Origin of the sequence: Micromonospora sicca (genome assembly GCF_003172935.1) — a bacterium.
GTDB lineage: Bacteria > Actinomycetota > Actinomycetes > Mycobacteriales > Micromonosporaceae > Micromonospora > Micromonospora sicca.
Window position 1 is genome coordinate 1 of sequence record NZ_QGKS01000312.1, and the last position, 22,501, is coordinate 22,501.

22 protein-coding genes are annotated in these 22,501 nt (G+C 70.6%); 3 read left to right on the plus strand and 19 right to left on the minus strand.

Translation table 11 applies throughout. The features are described 5' to 3' along the window. Positions 1-127 precede the first annotated feature (127 nt). The 5 genes from DKT69_RS26085 to DKT69_RS26105 are packed head-to-tail and all read right to left on the minus strand — an operon-like array spanning position 128 to position 5,213. A complete protein-coding gene (locus DKT69_RS26085) occupies positions 128-1,084 on the minus strand; it encodes a carbohydrate ABC transporter permease (RefSeq protein ID WP_109804144.1) in 957 nt (318 codons plus the stop codon). Positions 1,085-1,095: 11 nt separating this feature from the next. Next, positions 1,096-2,037, minus strand: a complete 942-nt coding sequence (locus tag DKT69_RS26090) for a carbohydrate ABC transporter permease (protein WP_109804145.1) — start codon at positions 2,035-2,037, stop codon at positions 1,096-1,098. A gap of 22 nt (positions 2,038-2,059) precedes the next feature. Continuing rightward, positions 2,060-3,472, minus strand: a complete 1,413-nt coding sequence (gene ngcE / locus DKT69_RS26095; RefSeq protein ID WP_109804146.1) for an N-acetylglucosamine/diacetylchitobiose ABC transporter substrate-binding protein — start codon at positions 3,470-3,472, stop codon at positions 2,060-2,062. A 26-nt stretch (positions 3,473-3,498) separates the two neighbouring features. Continuing rightward, positions 3,499-4,248 (minus strand): SIS domain-containing protein, encoded by a 750-nt coding sequence (locus DKT69_RS26100; protein ID WP_109804147.1) that lies wholly within the window; start codon positions 4,246-4,248, stop codon positions 3,499-3,501. Continuing rightward, positions 4,245-5,213, minus strand: a complete 969-nt coding sequence (locus DKT69_RS26105; RefSeq protein WP_109804148.1) for a MurR/RpiR family transcriptional regulator — start codon at positions 5,211-5,213, stop codon at positions 4,245-4,247. Before DKT69_RS26105 ends, DKT69_RS26100 begins: the two co-directional genes overlap by 4 nt. Before the next feature lie 198 nt (positions 5,214-5,411). Here DKT69_RS26105 and DKT69_RS26110 point away from each other — a divergent pair, with 198 nt between their 5' ends. Next, positions 5,412-6,401, plus strand: coding sequence for an N-acetylglucosamine kinase (locus DKT69_RS26110; RefSeq protein WP_109804149.1), 990 nt, complete (start codon positions 5,412-5,414; stop codon positions 6,399-6,401). 414 nt (positions 6,402-6,815) lie between these two features. Here the strand turns inward: DKT69_RS26110 and DKT69_RS26115 are convergent, their stop codons facing one another. From DKT69_RS26115 to DKT69_RS26135, 5 genes are all read right to left on the minus strand, one after another. Further along, positions 6,816-7,247 carry an SRPBCC family protein gene (locus tag DKT69_RS26115; protein ID WP_109804150.1) on the minus strand — a complete coding sequence of 144 codons (432 nt, stop codon included), beginning with the start codon at positions 7,245-7,247 and terminating at the stop codon, positions 6,816-6,818. After that, a complete protein-coding gene (locus DKT69_RS26120) occupies positions 7,240-7,560 on the minus strand; it encodes an ArsR/SmtB family transcription factor (RefSeq protein WP_109804151.1) in 321 nt (106 codons plus the stop codon). The genes DKT69_RS26115 and DKT69_RS26120 overlap by 8 nt, the downstream gene beginning before the upstream one ends. Next, complete coding sequence (locus DKT69_RS26125; RefSeq protein ID WP_109804152.1) at positions 7,553-7,927, minus strand: glyoxalase superfamily protein; 375 nt, start codon at positions 7,925-7,927, stop codon at positions 7,553-7,555. The genes DKT69_RS26120 and DKT69_RS26125 overlap by 8 nt, the downstream gene beginning before the upstream one ends. Positions 7,928-8,019: 92 nt before the next feature. Then, positions 8,020-8,550, minus strand: a complete 531-nt coding sequence (locus DKT69_RS39170; RefSeq protein WP_109804153.1) for a hypothetical protein — start codon at positions 8,548-8,550, stop codon at positions 8,020-8,022. 90 nt (positions 8,551-8,640) lie between these two features. Further along, positions 8,641-9,414, minus strand: coding sequence for a carbohydrate ABC transporter permease (locus DKT69_RS26135; protein ID WP_201749870.1), 774 nt, complete (start codon positions 9,412-9,414; stop codon positions 8,641-8,643). Between the two features lie 233 nt (positions 9,415-9,647). Between DKT69_RS26135 and DKT69_RS26140 the strand changes: the two genes are divergently transcribed. Beyond that, positions 9,648-10,862 (plus strand): RNA-guided endonuclease InsQ/TnpB family protein, encoded by a 1,215-nt coding sequence (locus DKT69_RS26140; protein WP_109804173.1) that lies wholly within the window; start codon positions 9,648-9,650, stop codon positions 10,860-10,862. A gap of 11 nt (positions 10,863-10,873) precedes the next feature. On the opposite strand, the gene DKT69_RS26145 is transcribed toward DKT69_RS26140, so the two are convergent. Both DKT69_RS26145 and ngcE (DKT69_RS26150) read right to left on the minus strand, forming a co-directional pair. Next, a complete protein-coding gene (locus tag DKT69_RS26145; RefSeq protein WP_109804154.1) occupies positions 10,874-11,782 on the minus strand; it encodes a carbohydrate ABC transporter permease in 909 nt (302 codons plus the stop codon). A 61-nt stretch (positions 11,783-11,843) separates the two neighbouring features. Next, entirely contained in the window at positions 11,844-13,259 is a 1,416-nt protein-coding gene (gene ngcE, locus DKT69_RS26150) for an N-acetylglucosamine/diacetylchitobiose ABC transporter substrate-binding protein (protein ID WP_109804155.1), read from the minus strand. A gap of 206 nt (positions 13,260-13,465) precedes the next feature. On the opposite strand from ngcE (DKT69_RS26150), the gene DKT69_RS26155 reads away from it, so the two are divergent. Then, a complete protein-coding gene (locus tag DKT69_RS26155; RefSeq protein ID WP_109804156.1) occupies positions 13,466-14,914 on the plus strand; it encodes an acyltransferase family protein in 1,449 nt (482 codons plus the stop codon). Here the strand turns inward: DKT69_RS26155 and DKT69_RS26160 are convergent. From DKT69_RS26160 to DKT69_RS26190, 7 genes are all read right to left on the minus strand, one after another. Further along, positions 14,886-16,376, minus strand: coding sequence for a CoA-acylating methylmalonate-semialdehyde dehydrogenase (locus DKT69_RS26160; protein WP_109804157.1), 1,491 nt, complete (start codon positions 16,374-16,376; stop codon positions 14,886-14,888). The genes DKT69_RS26155 and DKT69_RS26160 overlap by 29 nt on opposite strands. Then, positions 16,373-17,668 carry an aspartate aminotransferase family protein gene (locus DKT69_RS26165; RefSeq protein WP_109804158.1) on the minus strand — a complete coding sequence of 432 codons (1,296 nt, stop codon included), beginning with the start codon at positions 17,666-17,668 and terminating at the stop codon, positions 16,373-16,375. Before DKT69_RS26165 ends, DKT69_RS26160 begins: the two co-directional genes overlap by 4 nt. A 545-nt stretch (positions 17,669-18,213) precedes the next feature. Continuing rightward, entirely contained in the window at positions 18,214-19,227 is a 1,014-nt protein-coding gene (locus DKT69_RS26170; RefSeq protein WP_109804159.1) for a UDP-N-acetylmuramate dehydrogenase, read from the minus strand. A gap of 73 nt (positions 19,228-19,300) precedes the next feature. Next, a complete protein-coding gene (locus DKT69_RS26175) occupies positions 19,301-19,717 on the minus strand; it encodes a hypothetical protein (RefSeq protein WP_109804160.1) in 417 nt (138 codons plus the stop codon). Between the two features lie 280 nt (positions 19,718-19,997). Further along, positions 19,998-20,756 carry a protein phosphatase 2C domain-containing protein gene (locus DKT69_RS26180; RefSeq protein ID WP_109804161.1) on the minus strand — a complete coding sequence of 253 codons (759 nt, stop codon included), beginning with the start codon at positions 20,754-20,756 and terminating at the stop codon, positions 19,998-20,000. A gap of 7 nt (positions 20,757-20,763) precedes the next feature. Beyond that, positions 20,764-21,975, minus strand: a complete 1,212-nt coding sequence (locus DKT69_RS26185) for a hypothetical protein (RefSeq protein ID WP_146231211.1) — start codon at positions 21,973-21,975, stop codon at positions 20,764-20,766. A 15-nt stretch (positions 21,976-21,990) separates the two neighbouring features. Next, complete coding sequence (locus tag DKT69_RS26190) at positions 21,991-22,497, minus strand: hypothetical protein (protein WP_109804163.1); 507 nt, start codon at positions 22,495-22,497, stop codon at positions 21,991-21,993. Positions 22,498-22,501: the final 4 nt, after the last annotated feature.

A 22,501-nucleotide genomic window follows, 5' to 3' on the forward strand; every position in this document is an offset into this window, starting at 1 on the left:
ATTCTCCCCCGCCCCTGCGACAGTCCGCCGCGCGCCGTCGCCCGAGTGCCCTCTTGCACGGAAAGAGTGGCCATCCCGGGCGGAACGGCCACTCTTTCCGGGAAACTGCGCCCCGTGACGGGTGGGGTTACTTGCCTACGCCGGCGGTGAGGCCGGACTGGACCTGGCGCTGGAAGACGATGTACACGATGAGCACCGGGAGCATCGCCATGGTGACGCCGGCGAAGAGGCCCGACCAGTCGGACTTGTAGCCCTGGTTGACCGAGAGCTCGATCAGGCCCTGGGAGATCACCTGGTTCTTCGGCTCACCCGCCACCGACTGCATGAGCAGCGTCGGCAGGTACCACTGGTTCCACTGGCCGAGCACGTTGAAGATGCCGATGCTGATCAGGCCCGGCTTGGCCATCGGCAGCATCACGCTGAAGAACAGCCGGCTGTGCGAGGCCCCGTCGACCATGGCCGCCTCGGCGATCGAGTCGGGCAGCGTCCGGAAGAACGAATGCATGAAGAAGATCGTGAACGACAGCGACCACGCCACGTAGACCAGCATCAGCATCACGTGCTTGTTCGGGCCGAGCAGCGGGAAGACCACGCCCGTGTTGTAGACGCCCTTGAACAGCGGCACCGCGGCGAGGTAGATCGGCAGGGTCAGCCCGGAGAGGAACATGTAGTAGATCAACCGGTTGCCGCGGAACTCGTAGCGGGCCAGCGCGTACGCGGCCATCGAGCCGAGCAGCATGGTGAGGAAGACGCTGCCGATCATCACCAGGATGGTGTTGAGGAAGAACGCCCCGAGGTGCCCCTCACCCCACGCCCGGGCGAAGTTGTCCCAGTGCAGCGTGTCGGGGATCAGGGAGAGCGGATCGCGGATCACCTCCGAGTCGCTCTTGAGCGCCGACATCACCACCCACAGCAGTGGGTAGATCACCATCACGGCCCAGACCACCAGGAAGATGTGGGAGAAGCCGTTGAAGATCCGGCCGCCGATCGCGGCGGCGCGGGACGTGGTACGCGGTGCGGGATCGGGTCGGGTAGCCGGGCTCTCGTCGGGCCGGGTCAGACCACCGTGTGTCGCCGTGCTCATGTCCAGCCTCCTCAGAACTCGATACGGTCGCGACGGGTGATCCTCAGCTGCGCCGCGGCGAGCAGGATCGTGAAGATCGCCAGGGCGACACCCATCGCGCAGGCGTAGCCGAACTGGCCCTTCTGGAACGCGGTGAAGTTGAGCACCGACGCGAAGATCTCACTGGCGTGGTTCGGTCCGCCCTGGCTGGGCGTCATGACGAAGACCAGGGCGTACATGTCCAGCGCGATGAAGCCCAGGTACACCCAGGCCACCGAGATCGTGTCCCGCAGCAGCGGCAGCGTGATCCGGAAGAAGGTGTGGAAGCGGCCGGCCCCGTCGAGGAGGGCCGCCTCGTAGATGTCCTTCGGGATGGACTGCATCGCCGCCGAGAAGAGCACCATGTAGAAGCCGGCGCCGCTCCAGACCGCGATCAGCAGCAGCCACCACAGCACCGCCGGTACGCCGAGGAAGGGCTCCGGGTCGGCGGTGAAGGCGATCGGGTTCTCCGGGTCGCCCAGCCCGAGCTTGATCAGCAGGCCGTTGATCAGACCCTGTCTGTCGGTCCGGTAGATCTGCTGCCACATCACGGCGATGACCACCAGCGACAGCACCTGCGGGAAGAAGAAGATGACTTTGTAGACGGCGGAGCCGAACACCCCCCGGATGCCGGCCCTGTCCTCGCGGCCGCCCACGTTGAGCAGGAACGCGAGGAACAGGGCCAGCGCGATGGTGAACAGCGGCACGGTGATCAGGAAGAAGACGTTGTGCCAGAAGGCCTTCCTGATCAACTCGTCCGACAGCAGCCGGACGTAGTTGTCGAGACCGACGAAGCGCTGGGAATCCGAGTACCCGCCCCAGTCGGTCAGCGAGTATCCCGCCGCCTGCGCGAACGGCCACACCACGTAGAACAGGTACAGCGCGACGGGCAGGGCCAGGAAGCCCGTGACGAAACGCGCGACTCCGTGCCGCATTGGACTCACTCTCTCGTTCGGGTCAGGCGGTGCGGGTCTGCTTCTTGATCGACGAGTCCTTGGCGACCTTGTCGGCGGCCGCCTGCATCTTGTCGACAAACTGCTGCGCGGTCAGCCGGCCCGCCATCAGCTCCTCGGACAGGTTCTGGCTCTCCTTGTCCAGGTCGGCGTAGAAGTCCTGGAACTTGATCGAGATGAGCTCGCTGCCGCCGTTCTTCATCAGGGTGTTGGCGCTGGCGAGCGCGGAGTCCTGCACGTTGTCGCCGGAGCCCTTGGTAGAGGCCAGCGACTTGGTCAGCTCGGCGAACTTGGCCGAACCCGCCTTCGACAGGATCGCCCGCAGGAACTCCTTCGCGGCCTCCTTGTTCGGCGCCTTGCTCGGCACGACGAAGCCCTCGCCGGACGCGGCGAACACGTCCTTCGGCGCCTTGTCGTCGGCGTTGCTCCAGTAGTCCGACAGGGTCAGCTCGAAGCCCGGCGGGATGGTGGCGGACATCTCGTTCTTGAGCCACGTGCCGACCTGGATGAACGCCGCCTTGCCGTCGAGCCAGGCCTGCTGGGACTGGGTGTGGTCCAGCTTGCCCGGCAGCAGCAGCCGGTCCTTGACCAGCTTCTCCCACGGCTCCAGCGCCTTGAGCACGCCGTCGGCCTTCCAGGCGTTCTCCTTCAGGTTGTCGATGTCGACGACGACCTGCTTGCCGGCGGTCTTCCAGATGCTCGCCATGAGCCCCCAGCGCGGGTAGTAGCCGTGGACGGCGTCGTGCACGTACGGCGCCATGCCCTTGGCCTTGATCTTCGGGGCCAGGGCGAAGAACTCGTCCCAGGTGGTCGGCGCCTGCCAACCCTCCTTCTTGAACAGCGCCGCGTTGTACCAGTTGCCCCACACCGTGTACGCCACGTTCACGACGTAGAACTTGCCGTTCTGGGTGCCGTCGCCGACCGTGCCCGGCAGCAGCGAGTCCGCGACGGTGCCCTCGCTGTCCCAGGCGGGCGCGGTGAGCAGGTCGTCGAGCGGCTCGATGGCGCCCTCGTTGATCAGCGTGCTGCGGTCCATCATGTCGGCGCCCGAGTTCATGACCAGGTCACTCGGCTGCGTCGCCATCTTCGGCTGCTCTTCGGTCTTGATCTTCTGCGTGGAAGACATGTTGACCGTGATGTTCGGGTGCTTGGCGTTGAAGACGACCTTGTCTTCCTTGGCCCACTGGTCGCCCAGGCCGCCGTTGAAGATGACCACCTTGACGGCACTGCCGTCCTTGACACCGAACGGGTTGTCCTTGCTCTTCGCGGCGCCGGTGTCGTCGGACTTGCTCGGCTCGCTGCCAGCGCAGGCGCTGAGCAGGCTGGCGGCCGGGGTGGCGAGCAGGCCGGCCGCGGCGGCCCGCCGCAGCAGGGTCCGGCGGCTGAGGTCACCGAGGTTCTCGGGGGTAATCGACATCTCTGTCTCTCCTTGTGGTGTCCGGGTCAGGCGGTCCGCCGGAGGCGCCCGGCGTACCGCGACTCGAGGGCGAGGTTGTGCTCGTCCCCACCGGGGACGTTGGCGGAGAGGTAGATAGGGGGTACCTCCCCGGCCTGGTGGAACCGTCGTACGACCTCGGCGGTCAGCAGCTGCGCCAGCAGCGCCGCGGTGACCGAGGAGACCGCACAGACCGCGCCGCCGCCCTCGAGCGGCAGCAGTGCGTCGCCGTACGGCGCGCCGTTGTCCAGCACGACGTCGGCGAGGTCGGCGAGCCGGTACCCGGACGGGTGCCGCGGGGCGACCCGTGCGGTGTGCTCGACCGAGGTGACCGCGATCAGCGGATGGCCGCGCTCCTTCACCAGCGTCGCCAGCTCGACGACCGAGCCGTTGATGCCGGACTGGGAGGCGACCACGAACACGTCCCGCGGGTGCGGGGCCGCGAGCGCGTAGAGCTGGTGCGCGACGGCCGGGTCGCGTTCCAACTTGGGGTCGGCGAGCACGTCGCGGGGCGCGTCGCCGTGCAGCACCAGGTCGTGCAGGGAGAGCCGGTTGGTGGGGACCAGCCCGCCGGCCCGAGCCACCAGCTCGGCGGCGAACGCCTCGGAGTGGCCGGCGCCGAATCCCTGGAGCACCCCACCGGCCCGCAGCCCGGCCGCGATCAGGTCGGCCGCCCGGTCGACCGCGTCGGCCTGGGTGTCGACCACCCGGTCGAGCACCGGGCGGACGGCGTCCGCGTACCGCTGTGCGCTGATCATGAGGCGGCCCCCTTCGCGGCCTTGTGCCCGTCGACGGCCTGGGCGGTACGCCGGAAGGCCGCGTGGGCGCGGTCGTGGGTCCGCTGCGCCACCGCGATGTAGAGCAGGTCGAGGACGACGAGCTGGGGATGCCGGGCGGAGAGCGCGTCCGGCCGGAAGGTGGTGGCCTGGCTGGCCGTGAGCAGCACGATGTCGGCCAGCTCGGCCAGCGGCGAGCGGGGGAAGCCGGTCAGCGCGATCGTGGTGGCGCCCCGGCTGCCCGCCTCGGCGAGCATCTCGATGGTCTCCCGGGTCTGCCCAGTGTGCGAGATGCCGAGCGCCACGTCGCCGGCGCCCAGCAGCGCGGCGCTGGCCAGCCCCTCGTGCACGTCGCTCCAGGCCCAGGCGGCCACCCCGATGCGGTGCAGGCTGAACTGCATCTCCTCGCCGACCAGGGCGCTGCCGCTGGCGCCGAAGATGTTCACCCGGCTCGCCCCGGCGATGGCCACGGCGGCCCGCTCCACCTCGGCCAGGTCGAGCAGCGCGGCCGTGTCGTGCATGGCCCGGGTGTCGGCGGCCATGATCTGGTCGAGCACCCGGGACAGCGGGTCGCTGGGCTGGATCTCCCGGCCGATGTCGACCGTCCAGCCCGCCGAGCGGGCCCGGCCGGTCTCCGACGCGATGCCGAGTCGCAGGTCCGCGTAGCCCTCGAAGCCCATGGCCCGGCAGAACCGGGTGATGGTCGCCGGCGAGGTGCCGCTGCGCTCGGCCAGCTCCACGATGGTGGCCCGGGCCGCCGCCTCCGGGTCGCTGAGCACGTGCTCAGCGACCCGGCGCAACGCCCCCGTCAGCTCCCCCGCCCCGGCCCGGACCCTGGCCAGCACCCCGTCCGCGGAGACGGTCAACGCACCCCGGCGGTCGACCGCGTCGGCGTCGACCACCGCGTGCAGGTGCAACGCGGGGGTGTCCACCTCGTGATCAACCATGGGACGCCTTTCCGAAAAGACTGTTAACTGTTAGTGGTAAAATTTCTTACTGAAGGCCCCTCCATGTCAAGACCGTGGGCGAAGTTTTCAAACTGTTACCTGGCGCACACCGCGCGGCGGGGCCTCGGATCTTGCCTCGGGCAGCCGGGCCGACCAGCATGAAGGCCGCCAGCCACCGACCCCAGGGAGGCCCACCGGATGTCCGGCACCGTCGTGGTCGGCCTCGACGTCGGAGGTACGTCCACCCGCGCAGCCGCGCTGAGCCTCGACGGGGTACGCCTCGGCGCCGGCCGGGCCGGCGGCGGCAACCCGACCAGTCACGGCGCCGAGCGCGCCGCCCAGGAGCTGCTGGTGGCCCTGCGCGCGGCGCTCGCCGAGGTGGACCCGTCCCGGGTGCGCGCCGGCGCCATCGGGCTGGCCGGGGCAGGCCGGCTGCTCGCCGACCCCGCGGGCCGGGCGGCGTTCGACCGCGCCTGGCACGACGCCGGCCTGCGCTGCCCGTACGCGGTGCACGGCGACGCCCTCGTCGCGTACGCCTCGGGCACCGCGGTCCCGGACGGCACCGTGCTGATCGCCGGGACCGGGGCGATCGCCGCCCAGGTACACGACCTGCGCCTGGACCGCACCGCGGACGGGCACGGCTGGCTCCTCGGCGACGCCGGCTCCGGCTTCTGGCTCGGCCGCGAGGCGGTCCGCCGGCTGCTGACCGACCTGGACCGGGCCCGGCCGCCGGGCGTCCTCGCCACCCGGGTGCTCGCCGACCTGACCGGCACGGCCGAGGTGGCGGCCCGACCCCGCGCGACCGCCGAGGCGGTGGTGCAGGCGGTGACCCGCCGCCCGCCGGTGGAACTGGCCCGGCTCGCCCCGCTGATCGTCGCCGCGGCCGCCGAGGGCGAGCCGACCGGCCTCGACCTGGTCGCGCAGGCCGCCGCCCTGCTCGCCGAGAGCGTCACCCGAATCCGGCCGGCGGGCGCCAGCGACCCCGTCGTGCTCGGCGGCGGGCTGCTCACCGGCGACACCCCGCTCGCCGAGGCGGCCCGCGTCGAACTGGCCCGCCGCTGGCCGGACGCGCCGCTGTGCACGGCCGGCGACGGCGCCGCCGCGGCGGCCTGGCTCGCCGCCCGTGACCTGCCCGAGGTGACGGACCCCGCCGCGCTGCACGCGCTGCTGGTCCCGCCGCCGGCCTGACGGGCGTCGCCCGCGACCGCCGCCGTGGCCCCGGTCGCCCGGGGCCCGTGTCCGGCCGCGTTGCCGCGCATCAGGCGTACGGCGCAGCGTCACCCCTGGACGCTCCCCGTGCCCCCCGGCGGCACGCAGCGCACGCGCGGGCACCACCCGGGGATGTGCCCGGCGCACGCTATGGAGCTGATGTCGCAAACGATTCAGCGCAGGTTCGCGCCGGGGCAGCACCGCACCGTTCCGAGCCCGCCGATGTCGCAGGACTCGGCGCCGGACGGTGCCCTGACCCCACGGCCTGCCGGGCACCGGGCCCGCCGATGTCGCAGACGATTCAGCTCCACAGGCGACCCGCACCGGTACCGGGTGCGGCCCGAGTCGGGCCGGGTGGCGGGCGGGCCGGTCCCGGCGCCGTCCGGCCATCTGCTACTCGACGGCGGTCAGCGCCGCCTCGAGCCGACGCCAGACGTGGCTGCGCCAGCCGCCGTCGAGCAGGGTGAACGTCCGGCGCTGCACCGGGTCGTCCGGGTCGAAGCCGGCGTGCTCGAGGAAGAGCCGGGTGCCCCGCCCCTCGGGAGCGAGGGTCCAGGTGACCACGGTGTCCAGCCGGCCGCCTCGCCAGGCCCAGCGCAGCCGGCGCGGCGGGTCGATCTCCAACACCTCGCAGTGCACCACCCCGTCGAAGCCCTGGCCGGGCCGGGGCTGGGTGTGGAAGGTGAAGCGGTGACCCGGTAGGGGGCGGAAGTCGTTCGGCATCAGCCAGCGCGCCAACAGATCAGAATCGGTCAGCGCCCGCCAGACCTTGGCCGGTGGGTGGGCCAGGAACTGGTCCACCGCGATGGTCGCGTGATCACTCATCGGGCAGCCGGTCCAGCACGTCGCGCAGGTCGGCCAGGCGGGCGCGCCAGAACCGCTCGTACGGGCCCAGCCAGTCGGCGACCTCCCGCAACGGCTCCGGACGCAACGAGTAGAGCCGCTGCCGGCCGACCGGCTGCTCCACCACCAGCCCGGCGTCCCGGAGCACCTTCAGGTGCTCCGACAGGCTCGGGCGCCGCATGTCGAAGTGGTCGGCGAGCCGCTGCACCGGTTGCTCGCCCCGCTCCAGCAGCAGCCGGAGCAGCTCCCGCCGGGTGGGATTGGCCAGCGCGGCGAAGACGTCCCCCTCAGACACGGGTCGACTGGAGCACGATGCCGTTGCCGTCGGGGTCGTCGAAGGTCGCGTACCGGCCCCAGGGGGCGGTCTGGATCCCGCCGTCGGCGAAGGCCACACCCCGGGCGCGCAGCGCGGCCACGTCGCCGTCGAGGTCGTCGGTCTCCAGCACGAGGCCCTTGAGCGAGCCGGGCGGCATGGTGGGGAACCAGGTGACCAGGGTCAGGGCGGTGGCTGCCCCCTTTGGCGCGACCTGCACCCAGCGGCCGCCGGGGCCCATCGGGTTGTCCCAGATCAGGTCGAAGCCGAGGACGTCGACGTAGAAGTCACGGGCCCGGTCCTGGTCGCTGACGGGCACGGAGACGAGTTGCACATGGGTCACGGTCATGCCCGCCACAATAGGTAGGAGATTTCCTACCAGTCAAGCCGGAAGAGGGCCGGCCGACCCGGGGGTCGACCGGCCCGCTCCGAGGCCCGAGGTCAGTTGGTCGGGTGACCCGGCTGCCCCTGCGGGTGGCCGTACTGCCCCTGCGGGTGGCCGAACTGGCCCTGCGGGACCGGGTGGCCCGGGTGGCCCGGGTGGCCCGGGTGGCCCGGGTGGCCCGGGTGGCCCGGGTGGCCCGGGTAGCCCTGCGGAGCCGGATAGCCCTGCGGCGCCTGCGGGGCCTGGCCGTACGGGCCGGGCTGCCCCTCGGGCGCCGACCAACCCGGCGCGGGCTGGCCCGGGTGGCCCTGGGCGGCGACCTGGTGCGCCGCCGCCTGCTCCCTGGCCTCCTTGCGCGCCTTCACGGCCCGGACGATCAGCAGGATCGGCAGGATGAAGGCGTAGAAGAAGATCCGGTAGGTGCCGCCCTCGAAGAGGAACATCAGGTAGAAGCCGTAGCAGAAGAATGCCAGGCCGACGACGACGTTCAGAATCCGCGAGCCGGTGCCCTGCTCACGGATCGCGAGACCGATGACGATCATCGCGATGCCACCGAGCATCAGCAGAAGGGTGTAGAGAAGGAACATGTGATCCCCGTCAATCCGGTGAATGTGCCGGCCCACCATAGAGGAGCACCGGGAGACCCCGCTGCCCCGTTTGCTGTGGCGGCCGACACCTCACTTGAGCTGGCCCGCGGTCAGCCCGGCCTGGATCTGCCGCTGGAACGTCACGTACACCACCAGCACCGGGAGCACCGCGATGGCCAGGCCGGCGAAGAGCTGCGCGTAGTCGCCGGCGTAGCCCTGGTTGACGGCGAGCGCGTTCAACCCCTGGGCGAGCATCCACCTCGACTCGTCGCCCTGCATCAACACCTGCGGCAGCAGGAACTGGTTCCAGTGGCTGAGGAAGTTGAAGATGCCGACACTGATCAGTCCCGGTCGCGCCATCGGCAGCATCACCCGGAAGAAGAGCCGGAAGTGACCACAGCCGTCGATCAGTGCCGCCTCCGCGACCGAGGTCGGCAGGGTCCGGAAGAACGCCGTCAGGAAGAAGATCGTGAACGGCAGCGAGTACGCCGCGTACACCAGGATCAGGCCCGTCCAGGTGCCGAAGAGGCCGGCGTTGCGGACCACGAAGAAGAGCGGCACCAGGGCCAGGAAGACCGGGAACATCATCCCGCCGACGAAGAGGTAGTAGACCACCTGCCGGCCGCGGAACTCGTACCGAGCGAAGACGTACGCGGCCGCCGCGCCGAGCAGCATGGTCAGGGTCAGCGAGCCGGCCACCACCACCGCGCTGTTCAGGAAGTACTGGCCGATGTGCGCCTTCGTCCAGGCCCGCGCCCAGTTGTCGAAGCGCAGCGCGCCGGGCAGCCCCCACGGGTCGGCCAGGATCTCGCTGTTGCTCTTGAGCGAGCTGACGAACATCCAGGCCAGCGGCAGTATGGTCATCGCCGCCCAGAGCAGCAGGAAGGTGTGCGAGAACGCGTTCGCCACGCCCAGTTCCCGCCGCAGCGGCCGATCGGCATGCCGAGGTATGGGCTGACCGCCAGCCTTCTCAACGGCCGTGGCGCCGACGGCGGTCGCAGGGTCCGCCGTGCGGGACGGCGAGGTCTGGTCCGGGTTAGCAGTCACGCCGCTCCCTCCCCTCAGAAATGTCACAGTGGACTCGTAACATGGCGGGCGTGGGTGAAGCGGTGAGACGAGCGTTCAAGTACCGCTTCTACCCCACGCCGGACCAAGCGGAACAGTTGAGCCGCACCTTCGGATGCGTTCGCGTGGTGTACAACAAATCTCTCGAAGAGCGCACCCGGTTCTACAAGACCGAACGCCGTGCCATGAGCTTTGCAGAGACGTCTGCTGCGCTTACCCGCTGGAAGAAGACGGACGAGTACCCCTTCCTGAACGAGGTTTCGTCCGTTCCGCTCCAGCAAGCGGTCCGTCACCTGCAGACAGCTTTTGATTCCTTCTTTGCTAAGCGGTCTGGATACCCTCGCTTCAAAACCAGGCGGCGTTCCCGCGCTTCGGCTGAGTTCACGCGCTCCGCTTTCACCTGGCGGGATGGGCAGCTCACCTTGGCAAAGATGCGCCGTCCGCTGCGGATTGCCTGGTCGCGTCCGCTGCCTCCGGGTTCTGACCCGTCGACGGTTACCGTAAGTCGCGACGCCGCAGGCCGCTGGTTCGTCTCGCTTCGCGTCGAGGATCGATCGGTGAGACCACTGCCAGCCACTGACCGTGTCGTCGGCGTGGACGTGGGCCTGAGTGCGCTGGTCACCCTCTCCACTGGAGAGAAGGTTGCCAACCCGAGACATGCGGTCCCCGAGCGGAGGCGACTGCGAAAGGCCCAGCGAAGCCTGTGCCGTAAAGAGAGAGGATCCGCCAACCGCGAGAAAGCCAGGCTTCATGTCGCCAAGATCCATGCGCGGATCGCCGACCGCCGTCGCGACGAACTTCATAAGCTGACCACCCGACTCGTCCGCGAGAACCAAACGGTCGTGATCGAGGACCTCAGCGTCAAGAACATGCTTCAAAATCACAGCCTGGCAAGGGCAATCTCCGATGCTGGGTGGTCGGAACTGCGCTCGATGCTGGAATACAAGGCCCAGTGGTACGGCCGTAGCGTCATCGTAGTGAGCCGATGGTTCCCGTCCTCCAAGCGATGCTCCTCCTGCGGCCATTACGCCGAGCGGATGCCGTTGAACATCCGTTCTTGGACCTGCCGTTGTGGGGCAACGCACGACCGGGATGTCAATGCTGCTAAGAATATTCTCGCCGCCGGGCTGGCGGAGAGACAAAACGCCTGTGGAGGACCGGTAAGACCGGAACCGCGTACGCGGGGACGGCGCGGCCCGATGAAGCAGGAAGCCCGACGAGCGATCGCGGGGTCCGCCTCCGAATAGGGCGGAATATGTCAAGAGAACTCGATCCGATCGCGCCGGGCGGCCCGCAGCGCCAGCACCGCCACCGAGAGGGTAAGGAAGAACATCACCACGCCGATCGCCGAGGCGTACCCGAACTTGGTCTCGCTGCCGAACGCGGTGTCGTACATCCGGTTGCCGATCACGTCGGAGGAGAAGTTCGGGCCGCCGTTCGTCATCAGCTGCACCAGGATGAAGCCGTCCAGCGCGGCGATGGCCAGGTAGATCCAGGCCACCTGCACGGTGTCCCAGAGCAGCGGGATGGTGATCTTCCGCAGCATCACCGCCCGGGACGCGCCGTCGAGCAGCACCGCCTCGTAGATGTCGCGCGGGATGGCCTGCATGGCCGCGCCGAAGAGCACCACGTAGAACCCGACGTTGCTCCAGACCATCACCGCCAGCACGCACCAGAAGGCGAACCGGGGGTCGCCCAGCCAGGTCGGGGCGGGCAGGCCCACCGCCCGCAGCGCGCCGTTGAGCAGGCCGCTGTTCGGGTGGTAGATCTCCTTCCAGAGCAGCGCGATGATCACCACCGAGAGCACCTGCGGGAAGAAGTAGACCAGCCGGTAGACCGAGGTGCCCCGTACCCCGGAGACCCCGGCCCGGCCCTTGCGGCCGCCCATGGTGAGCATGGTGGCGAAGAAGAGGCCGAGCGCGATGGTGAGCACCGGCACCAGGGCGAGCAGGATCGCGTTGTTCTTCAACGCGTTCCAGACGTAGCCGTCGTGCAGCAGGGTGCGGAAGTTGGCCATGCCGACCGGGTCGGCCTGCGCGGAATATCCCAGCCAGTCGGTGGTCGAGATCTGAAAGGCCTGGAGGTACGGCGAGAGCACGAAGACGCCGTACAGCACCAGCGGCGGCAGCAGGAAGCTGACGATCAGCGGGTATCTGCCATGTCGCACCGGGGCGACCCTCCCTGGTTTCGGGCGGTGGGGGCGGGACCGCCCGCCCCCACCGGGGACGTCACGCGGCCCGCTTGTACTTCTTGATCGAGCTGTCCTGGGCGATCGAGTCGGCGCCCTTCTGGCACTGGTCGAGGAACTCCGCCGGGGTGGACCGGCCGCTGAAGAACTCGCCGCAGGCGGCGTCGACGAGGTTGCGCTCCAGCTTGCGGTAGTAGTTGTTGTAGACCCAGTTGAAGCCGTTCGACCCGGACGCCTCCAGCGCCTTGACCACGGTGGCCAGCCCGAACGGCAGCTCGACGCCCTCGGTGGTGCCGGCCACCACGGTGAGGCTGGCGACCTTCTTCGTGAAGTCCTGGGCGCCCTTCTTGGACAGCATCGTCCGGAAGTACTCCAGGCCGCCGGCCACGTTCTTCGCCTTGGCCGGCACGATGAACGGCTCGCCGGCGGTGCCGCGGACCGCCTCGAACGGCAGCTTGTCGCCGCTGCCCAGGCTCGGCGTCGGGGCGACGGTCATGTTGAACCCGGCCGGGGTGACGTCCTTCTGCTCGCTCTCCAGCCAGGAGCCGCAGGAGATGAAGGCCGCCTTGCCCTGGCACCACGCGGTCTGCGACTGCTTGTGGTCGAGGCCCGGCGAGCCCTCCAGGATGTACTTGTCCTTGACGATCTGGTACCAGGCGTCGGCCGCGGTCTTCATCGCGTCGGACTTCCAGGCGTTCGGCTCGAGGTTGTCGATCGCCAGGGCGACCGAGGGGCCGCCGAGCTTGATCGCGGTGGAGATCAGTGGCCAGCTCATGTAGCGCGGGTGGATGCCCGCGTACGTCCAGGGGGCGATGCCGGCGGCCTTGATCTGCTTGCAGAGCGCGATGTGCTCGTCCCAGGTCTTCGCGTACTGCCAGTTGCGCTCGCTGAAGAGCTTGGTGGAGTGCCAGATGCCGTAGACGGTGTAGGTGTAGTTCATCACCAGGAACTTGCCGTCGTACGAGCCGACCTCGACGGCGCCCGGGAGCAGGGTGTCCTTGACGGTCTTGCCCGGGATGTCGAGGCTCGGCGCGGCGAGCAGCTCGCCGAGGTCGGCGAGGGCGTTCTGAGAGACCAGGCCGTTGGGGTCGATCTGCCCGGCGCCGGAGTTGTTCACCACGTCGGGCGGGGTGCCGTCGACGAAGCGCGGCTGGAGGGTCTTGTTGATCTCCTGCGTCGCGGAGTGCTTGATCTCGGCCTTCGGGTACTTTTCCTTGTACATGGCCTCGTGGGCCTTGGCGTACTCCTCGCCGAAGCCGCCGTTGAAGATCACCACCTCGAGCGGGGCGTCCTCCTTGACGCCGAGCGGGTTCTGCTCGCTCTTGGTGCCCTTGTAGGTGCCGGCGTCGGACTTGTCGTCGCCGCCGGAGGTGGCGCAGCCGGCGAGCAGGCCGGCGGCGGGGGTGGCCAGCAGACCGGCGGCGGCGCTGCGCCGCAGGATGTCACGCCTGTTCATCACATCTCCTCGGTTCGGGTACGGGCGGCCGCCGGGACTGGGGGATGGCGGCCGCGGCGTCGAGGCACGGGGGTGTCGTGTGTTGCTTGTCTTCAGTTCTCATAATCTTGCTGAAGAATTTCTACGACAGTGGGACGCGGACCACAAGACCCGGGGACCGAACCGTTATCACCACCGGCCGGCGCCGGCTGGCATAGCCTGGGCCCATGCGCCGCCTGCGGCAGCTCGCCGAGCGCACGCCGGCGGGGCGGGAGCGCTACGTCGACCTGCTCAGAGCGCTCGCCATCATCATGGTCGTCCTCGGTCACTGGGGCGTGACCGTCATCGGGTACGACCGGGCCGGCCGGCCCACCGGCCACTCCGCCCTCGGCGACCTGCCCTGGGCCTGGCCGCTGACCTGGGTGGCCCAGGTGATGCCGGTCTTCTTCCTGGTCGGCGGGTACGCCAACGCCGCCTCGCTGACCGCGCGCCGCTCCCGGGGCGGCGACGCCACCGGCTGGCTGGTCGACCGCAGCGCCCGGCTGGTCCGCCCGACCACCGCCCTGCTGGTCGTGCTGGCGGTCGGTGCGGCGGTCGCCCGGCTGCGCGGCGCCGAACCGAGCGAGATCCGCACCGTGGTCTGGTTCGCCACCATCCCGCTCTGGTTCCTCGTCGCGTACCTGATCGTCGTCCCGCTGACCCCGCCGATGTACGCGCTGCACCGTCGCTTCGGACTGGTCGTGCCGCTGGTGCTGGTCGGCCTCGTGGCGCTCGGCGACCTGGGCCGGCTGGTCGGCCCGGCCGGCCTGGCGACGGGGAACTACCTCTTCGGCTGGCTGGCCGTGCACCAGCTCGGCTTCGCCTGGTACGACGCCCGCTCGCCGGACACCCCGCGCCGCCGGCGGCTGCCCACCTCCCGGCGCACCGGGCTGGCGCTGCTGGCCGGCGGGCTGGTCGCGCTGGTGCTGCTGACGATCGTCGGGCCGTACCCGGTGGCGATGCTCAACGTGCCCGGCGAGCGGCTGGACAACGCCGCGCCGCCGAGCTTGGCGCTGCTCGCCGTCGCCACCGCGCAGCTCGGGCTGATCCTGCTGCTCCGGGCCCCGGCGCGCCGCTGGCTGCGCCGGACCGGCCCGTGGCAGGCGGTGATCGCGGTGAACTCGGTGGTGCTGACCGTCTTCCTCTGGCAGCTGACCGCCGCCGTGCTGCTGATCGGCCTGCTGGACGCCGTCGGCGTGCTCCCCACCTCCCGGGTCGGCTCGGCGGCCTGGTGGGCGTGGCGGGTGCCCTGGCTGCTCGCCCTGGCCGTGGTGCTGGCGGCGCTCGTCGCCGTCTTCGGCCGGATCGAGGCCCGCAGCCGCCGGACCAGCCCGGCCAGGTCCGACACCCGCGCCCCCGGCCGCACCGCGTCCGGCACCGACGGCACCGGTCCGGCCCGGGCGCCGACCCCGGGCGGGGACGCCGGGGGCGGGGACGCCGAGCCGCGCACGCCGTCCGTCCGGGCCGTGCTCGCGGTCGCCGGGTACGCGGGCGTGGTCGCCGGGTTGCTGCTGAACAGCCTGACCCGCAAGGCCGCCCCGGAGCCGCTGGGGCTGCCCGCCCCGGCGCTGGTGGCGTACCTGGCCGGGGCGGGGCTGCTGCGGCTGCTCAGGTCTGGGTGGGGAAGCCGAGGTTGACCCCGCCGTGACGCGGGTCGAGCCAGCGGCTGGTGACCACCTTGCCCCGGGTGAAGAAGGCGACCCCGTCGGCCCCGTGCGCGTGCAGGTCGCCGAAGAGCGAGGCCTTCCACCCGCCGAAGGAGTAGTACGCCATCGGCACCGGGATCGGCACGTTGATCCCGACCATGCCGACCTCCACCTCGTGCTGGTAACGCCGGGCGGCGCCACCGTCGTTGGTGAAGATCGCCGTGCCGTTGCCGTACGGGTTGGCGTTGACCAGGTCGACCGCCTCGTCGTACGAGCCGACCCGGACCACGCTGAGCACCGGGCCGAAGATCTCGTCGGTGTAGATCGACATCTGCGGGGTGACGTGGTCGAAGAGGGTCGGGCCCAGCCAGAAGCCCTCGGCCTCGCCGTCCGGGGTGACGTCCCGGCCGTCGGCCACCGGCACCGCGCCGGCTGCGATCCCGGACTCCACGTAGGAGCGGACCTTCGCCGCGTGCGCGGCGGTGACCAGCGGGCCCATGTCGCAGCCGCGCCGGCCGTCCCCGGTGCGCAGGCCGGCCATCCGCTCGGCGATCTTCGCGACCAGCGCGTCGGCGACCGGCTCCACCGCGACCAGCGCGGAGATCGCCATGCACCGCTCCCCCGCCGAGCCAAACCCGGCGTTGACCGCCGCGTCGGCGGCCAGGTCCAGGTCGGCGTCGGGGAGCACCACCATGTGGTTCTTCGCGCCGCCGAGCGCCTGCACCCGCTTGCCGGCCAGCGAACCGCGCTGGTGCACGTACCGGGCGACCGGGGTGGAGCCGACGAACGAGACGGCCTTCACGCCGGGGTGGTCCAGCAGCGCGTCGACCGCCTCCTTGTCGCCGTTGACCACGTTCAGCACGCCGTCGGGCAGGCCCGCCTCGGCGAACCACTCGGCCAGCAGCAGCGCCGCGCTGGGGTCCTTCTCGCTCGGCTTGAGCACCACCGCGTTGCCGCAGGCGACCGCCACCGGCACGAACCACAGCGGCACCATCACCGGGAAGTTGAACGGGGAGATCACCGCGACCACCCCGAGCGGCTGCCGCAGGCTGTACGAGTCGACCTCGGTGGAGACGTTCTCGCTGAAGCCGCCGCGCAGCGCCGAGGGGATGCCGCAGGCGTACTCGATCACCTCCAGGCCGCGCTGCACCTCGCCGGCGGCGTCCGCGAGCACCTTGCCGTGCTCGGCGGTGACCACCTGGGCGAGCCGGTCGCGCCGGGCGTTGACCAGATCCCGGAACGCGAACAGCACCGCCGTCCGCTTGGCCAGGGAGGCGTCCCGCCAGGCCCGCGCGGCCCGCTCGGCCGCCTCCACCGCGCGCGCGACGTCCGCGGCGCAGGCCAGCTCCACCTGACCGGTACGCCGGCCGGTGGCCGGGTCGAAGACGTCGGCCCGCCGCTCCGAACTGCCGGCGACCCGCTTGCCGTCGACGAAGTGCCCGATGGTGCTCACGCTCCGGCCTCCGCCGACGAGCGGATCGCGTCGACCAGGATGGCCAGGCCCTCGCGGGCCTCCTCCTCGGTGAGGGTGAGCGGCGGGCCCATCCGTAACACGTTGCCGTACAGGCCGCCCTTGCCGGCGAGCAGGCCACCGGCCCTGCACGCCTCGAAGACCCGGACGGTCATCGCCGGGTCGGGCTCGGTCGTGCCCGGGCGGACGAACTCGACGCCGAGCATCAGCCCCTTGCCGCGTACCTCGGCGACGCAGTCGAGGCCGCCCACCGCGGACCGCAGGCCGTCGGCGAGGATCGCGCCGACGCGGGCCGCGTTGGCCTGGAGATCGTGGTCGAGCAGGTAGTCGAGGACGGCGTTGCCGGCGGCCGTGGAGATCGGGTTGCCGCCGAAGGTGGAGAAGCTGATCGCCGGCACCGACTCCAGCACGTCGGCCCGGCCGACCACCCCGGCGAGGGCGAAGCCGTTGCCGATGCCCTTGGCGAAGGTGAGCAGGTCCGGGGTGACGCCGTGCGCCTGGTAGCCCCAGAAGTGCTCGCCGGTGCGGCCCCAGCCGGTCTGCACCTCGTCGGAGACGAACAGGATGCCGGACTCGTCAAGCACCTTCTTCCAGGCGGCGAAGAGACCGTCCGGCGGGTGCACGAAGCCGCCGACGCCCTGGATCGGCTCGGCGATCAGGCAGGCCACGTCGCCGGCGGTCTGGGTGGCGAGCACCTCGCGCAGGTCCTCCACCGCCGCGTCGACCTGCTCGCCGGGGCCGAGCCGGGCGAGCAGGCCGCGGACCCGCTCGCCGGAGTGCAGCCAGGCCACCTGGAGCGGGTTGAGCGCACTGGCCGACCAGCTCCGGTTGCCGGTGACGCCCATCGCCGCGTACGACCGGCCGTGGTAGCTGTTGCGCACGGCGAGGATCTGGTGCGAGCGGCGGTAGTTGGTGGCGACCAGCAGCGCCGCCTCGTTGGCCTCGGTGCCGGAGTTGGTGAAGAACACCCGGGCGTCGGGGATGCCGGAGACCCGGGCGACCTTCTCGGCCAGCTCGACCTGCTGCCGGATCAGGTAGAGCGTGGAGCTGTGCACGATGCCGGTGGCGAGCTGCCGCTGCACCGCCTCCCGGATCTCCGGGATGTCGTAACCGACCATGTTGGTCAGCACCCCGCCGAAGAAGTCCAGGTAGCTGCGTCCCTGCGCGTCGGTCACCCGGCGTCCGGAGCCGGAGACCAACTCGATCGGCTCGTCGTAGTAGAGCGGCATCCAGGACGGGAGCACGGCCCGGTGCCGGGCCAGCAGATCGGTCATCGTCGCACCCTTCGGCGGCTGTTCGGTCCCCGCACGCTCTCACCAGCCGGCGGCAGGGACAACTGTCACTGTGTAGCGCAGCGAGGGCGCCCGCCTGACAGCGCGTCAACCGCGGCGCTGCGGTTTCCGAAGCAGAGCATGATGGGCGCTCACCGTTCCGCCCGCTCGACCCGCCCGTCACCCACTCGATCCGCAGCATCGGGGGCAAGAGCGACCGCCTGGTGGCCCCGGAGACGTCGCTGCCGGCCATGATCTGGCTCGGCCAGAAGGTGCCGGGCAGCCGCCAGCCGGCGCTCCGGGGGTACGCCTCCGCACGGCTGACCGGCCGCACGCGGTGACCGCCGAGGTCGGAACTCGTAGCCGGCCGAGAGCGCCCAGATCCGGCCGGTCCCGGTGAGCCGGACGACCAGCCGCTCCGGGTCCACGCCCACCAGCACGGTCGTGATTAACGACCTGGTCGCGGTCCCGCCCGCCGCCCAGGGTCGACAAACCGTGTCCTGCCCTGGTCCGGCGGGCGGAGTGAGCGCCTCGGCGATCAGGCGCAGTCAGAACGAACAGTTGACGAGATCGCATTCGGGGCCGAGTCGGATACCGAAGCGCGCTTCGACGCCGTCTCGGATGTGTGCGGCGAACTTCATGACGTCCGACGCGGTGGCGCCGCCTCGATTGGTCACGGCGAGCGCGTGACGGCTGGACAGCGCCACCGTCCCGTTCCCCCACTCGTGACCGTAGCCACGGGGGAACCCGGCATGCTCGATCAGCCACGCTGCCGGCAACTTCGTTCCCTTGACGTCGAAGTACCGGGGGCACTCGGCGGCACGCGCCGGCACCTCGGCGAGGACCGGATTGATGAAGAACGACCCGACACTCCAGGTGTCGTGATTCTCCGGGTCGAGGACCATGGCCCTGCTGCGGCGCAGGGCGAGAACGGCCTCCCGTACGTCGGCGGGGGCCGCGGTGCCGCCGACCGCGATTCCCAGCTTGCGGGCAAGCTCCACGTACTCGATCGGCCGCGACTGGTTGCTCCGGCGCAGGCGGAACGTCACCTGCACCACCACCCAGCGGTCGCTGTGCTTGAAAACCGACTGCCGATGGCTGCCGAAGCCGCAGCGCTCGGGGGTCCACCGCTCCAGGAGACCGGTGTGCCGGTCGTACACGGAGAGCGATTCGAGCACGTCAGAGGTCACGGTGCCGAAGGCGCCGACGTTCTGTACGGGCGTACCGCCCACCAGGCCGGGGATGCCGGACAGGGCCTCCAGGCCGGACAGGCCCTCGTGGACGCTGGCCTTCACGACGTCGTCCCACTCCACGCCAGCAGCCGCGGTAACCAGCTCGCCGTCGATGTGAAACTCGGCGGAGGCCATCTTGATGACCGTGCCGTGCCAGCCGATGTCGCCCACCACCAGGTTCGATCCGCCGCCCATCACCAGCAGTTGATCACCGTCACTGGTGGTCTCGTGCAGAAGCTCGATCACCTGCGAGGTGGTCTCCGGGACGTAGAGGCGGCCTACCGGCCCGCCAACCCGCATGGTGGTGAGGTCAGCAAACGTGATGGTCACGGTGCCCAGCCTACTAATCGGCGCGGAGCAACTCCCAGTTCCTCGCCGCGAACCGGCGGGGCGTCGCTCAGGGCTACGACGACCGGACCTGACGAACGGCCGTCTCGACGGCACGGTCACAGATGGATCGCCAGTCCTCCGGAGGGGTCCGCCGCATCCTGAGGCCCGCCAGGATGGTCACCGGCCACGACGCGAAGTCGTCCGGCTGTCTCCCGTTGACCTCGAGGAACAGATCCAGGTCATACTCGTCCGAGGTCTGCTCGAGGTATTCCTGCACCACGGCGAGGAGGGCGTTGGCGAGCGCCAGTGCCGCGACCTCCCCGCCGACGGTTACGCCCGTTTCCGTCATTATCCGGTCTTGCAGCATGGTCGCGTCGACGGCCGCCTGCCGAAACAGATCGTCGGTGGACGCCGGACTGCTTACTTTCTCGATCACCGCGTGGCACATCCCGTCGAACCAGGCCGTCCACGCCGCCGCGCGTGACCACATCCGGAACCGATGAATGGCGGGACGCTGTTTCGGGGCGGGTCGGGCTTGTGGTGATGGTCTTTCGTGCAGAGGCTGACCCGCCGGTATTGAAGCGTCGCGGGCTCTTCCATGCAACCGCACTGTCGCAATCCTGTCAACGAACTCGCCAGTCCCCCAGACTGTCGGCGATTTCCCCATTGGCGACCGTCTCGCCCCGTTCGACGGTCCCGGGGGCGACCAGTGGAACTGGGCGGAACACCACGATATCGCTCCCGCACCCACGGCACCGACCATTCCCGCCTCAGCTCCTGAGCACCGCGAGGGTCGCGTCGTCGTGCCGCTTGACCCGGCCGCGGCCGGACCGCACCAGCAGCTCCGGACGGTCCACCTCGTACGCCCGGACCGCGTCGATGGCGGCCCGCGGACCGCCCCGCTCAACCAGCCGGAACACGTCCGTCCAGTCGAGCGGGAAGATCTCGGTGAGCCGGGAGATCCCGTCGGTGCACAGCAGCAGCCGGCGCAGCCCCTGGCGGGACAGCGTGCCCGTCACCGCCTCGGCCGCCGCGGCCGGATCGGTTGACGCCACCCAGAACCCACCTGGCCGGTTGCGCAGCCCGGCGACCGTGTGCCGGTCGTAGGCCGGGAGCGTGTCGGTGCGGTTGTCGTGTACGGCGACGATCCCGTCTCCGTCCTCGAACACCACGGACGAGTCGCACAGCACCAGATAGTCCACCTGGTCGCCGCGTTCACGCACCATCGCGACGGTGGTGGACGGACTGTTCGGATCCGTCAGGTCGCAGCTGCCTTTGTGGAGTCCGCGCATCCGGTCGATGGCTGTCGCCAGGATCTGGTTGAGAGCGGCCGCCTGATCCGCCGACAACGCCTCGACCAGGCAGGAGGCTAGCGCCCGGACCAGCCACGCCGGATTGTGCACACAGCCGGTGTCCAGGTCGGGTGGTTGGGTGACCCCGTCGAGGACGATCGCAAAGCCGGCCGAGACGACGACGTGGTCTTCGTTGGGCCGGTCGGAGCCGGGCTCGGTGGCGAACGCGAAGTCCATGCCGTGGTCAGCCGTCCACGCCGACGTCGAGGAGGAGCCCGGCCGCGTCGACGAGCAGCCGCCGCGCGGACCGCACCGCCGACAGCGTCTCCTGCAGCAGGTTTTCCGCCGCCCGCGGGTTCGTCGCCCAGTCGGTGCCCACGCCGACCGTGTCGACCTCCAGGTTGTGCGGCAGGTAGAGCCGCCGCATTCCGTCGAAGGTCTGGAAGGGGACAAAGACCTGGCTGGTCACCACGAGGACATGCTGTCCCGGCCGCGGGTCGCCGCACCAGGCCCACAACCGCATCGTGTCGGCCGTGTCGGGTCGGTAGGGCGGGCGGCCGGTGCTCGCGGACAGCGCCGAGCCGAGGACGTGCCCCCCGCCGTCGACGAGGTCGACCCGGCGATCGTGCGTGTACGCGGCCGGAGTGTCGGCGGCCCCGGCCGCTCCCGCGCAGCGCCATCGGGGACACCGGACCTCCGCCGACGGGCAGCCGCACAGGTACATCACCACGGCCGGCGACGCGCCGAAGGCGGCCCGGGCGGCGCCGACCATGAGGTCGAACTCGTCGGCGGCGTTGGGGGCGAAGTGCCGCACCGCAAGCCGTTCCGGTCGCGGCGGACCGTTCGCCAGCCGGCGCGGGCTGCCCAGGAAGCTGATCTCGCCGAGACCGACGCCGGACGCCCGGAGCTCCGCCGCGTGACGGGCCCGGATCAGCGGCGAGGTGAACCCACCGCCGAGGACGAGGGTGTGGTCGTAGCGGCGCTGTCGCGGCCGCCGGGGGCTCACCAGTCCCAGTTCGTCGGCCAGGTCGAGAACGCGGGCCCGCACGTCGGGGGCCAGGTCACCCGCAACCGCTTGCCAGCGCTCCCGGTACGTGCCGCCACCAGACATGCGGAAGTTGAAGTGGGCGGATGCGACACGCTCGACGGCCAGTGCGCGGCGCAGCAACCAGGTCTGGCCGGCGGACAGGCCGTTCCGGGTCGCCGGCGCACCGCGCAGGACCGGCACCAACCATCCCGGCAACGCTTCGTCGACGTCGAGCTGACGACCGACGGCCGACGCACTGTCCGCCCAGGAGGCCGGGTCGTCGACGCCGGGCCGTACGCCGAGGACGCCCAGCAGCTCCCTCATGACCTCGCCGGAGAGCCATGTCTCCACGGCGCGAAACGCCAGCGACGCCCGCTCGGCGACCGCCCCCACCTCGGGCGGCGGCGCGGTCATCGCCGAATTGCTCATTCCTGGCACCGGGCGTCAGGCGCCCGTGGAGTGGTAGAGCATGAGGTACACGACCAGCCCGAGCGCCAGCAGCGCCACGAGCTGCGCGACCAGCCCGCACAGGACCCAACGGCCCTTCCAGCTGTTGGCCCGCCGGAGGGAGTTCACGGTCCGGACCTGCATGTAGCCGACATTGTTCCGGGCGCGCACCTCGTCGTCCCGGTCCCACCGTTCGTCGAGGAGCTTGTTGAGGGTGGGCACGTCCGCCACCGAGTACGGGCGGTTCCAGCCGGCCAGGATCCCCGCGGCGGCGGCCATCGAGAATGCGCCGAGGGCGACCACGAGCGCCGGCAGTGCGTCCCGCGGGAAGGTGTACGTGGTGCCCACCCGGAAGAACGCGACGACGGCGGCGAGCAACGAGACAAGACTCGCGGATGTCGTCACGAGCAACGCGCCCCGGGAGTCGAAGTGGACCCGTCGGTCCCGCTCGGCCTTGAGCTCGGCCTCGATGAACGCGGTGTAGGCCTTGCCCTGGTCACTCACGGGT

Coding starts and splice junctions, on each gene's coding strand:
- DKT69_RS26085 (WP_109804144.1), bottom strand. CDS start 1,084: ATGAGCACGGCGACACACGGTGGTCTGACCCGGCCCGACGAGAGCCCG.
- DKT69_RS26115 (WP_109804150.1), bottom strand. CDS start 7,247: ATGAGTGATCACGCGACCATCGCGGTGGACCAGTTCCTGGCCCACCCA.
- DKT69_RS26090 (WP_109804145.1), bottom strand. CDS start 2,037: ATGCGGCACGGAGTCGCGCGTTTCGTCACGGGCTTCCTGGCCCTGCCC.
- DKT69_RS26100 (WP_109804147.1), bottom strand. CDS start 4,248: ATGATCAGCGCACAGCGGTACGCGGACGCCGTCCGCCCGGTGCTCGAC.
- ngcE (WP_109804155.1), bottom strand. CDS start 13,259: ATGAACAGGCGTGACATCCTGCGGCGCAGCGCCGCCGCCGGTCTGCTG.
- DKT69_RS26175 (WP_109804160.1), bottom strand. CDS start 19,717: ATGTGGTCACGCGCGGCGGCGTGGACGGCCTGGTTCGACGGGATGTGC.
- DKT69_RS26110 (WP_109804149.1), top strand. CDS start 5,412: ATGTCCGGCACCGTCGTGGTCGGCCTCGACGTCGGAGGTACGTCCACC.
- ngcE (WP_109804146.1), bottom strand. CDS start 3,472: ATGTCGATTACCCCCGAGAACCTCGGTGACCTCAGCCGCCGGACCCTG.
- DKT69_RS26185 (WP_146231211.1), bottom strand. CDS start 21,975: ATGAGCAATTCGGCGATGACCGCGCCGCCGCCCGAGGTGGGGGCGGTC.
- DKT69_RS26135 (WP_201749870.1), bottom strand. CDS start 9,414: ATGACCATACTGCCGCTGGCCTGGATGTTCGTCAGCTCGCTCAAGAGC.
- DKT69_RS26165 (WP_109804158.1), bottom strand. CDS start 17,668: ATGACCGATCTGCTGGCCCGGCACCGGGCCGTGCTCCCGTCCTGGATG.
- DKT69_RS26155 (WP_109804156.1), top strand. CDS start 13,466: ATGCGCCGCCTGCGGCAGCTCGCCGAGCGCACGCCGGCGGGGCGGGAG.
- DKT69_RS26180 (WP_109804161.1), bottom strand. CDS start 20,756: ATGGACTTCGCGTTCGCCACCGAGCCCGGCTCCGACCGGCCCAACGAA.
- DKT69_RS39170 (WP_109804153.1), bottom strand. CDS start 8,550: ATGTTCCTTCTCTACACCCTTCTGCTGATGCTCGGTGGCATCGCGATG.
- DKT69_RS26105 (WP_109804148.1), bottom strand. CDS start 5,213: ATGGTTGATCACGAGGTGGACACCCCCGCGTTGCACCTGCACGCGGTG.
- DKT69_RS26125 (WP_109804152.1), bottom strand. CDS start 7,927: ATGACCGTGACCCATGTGCAACTCGTCTCCGTGCCCGTCAGCGACCAG.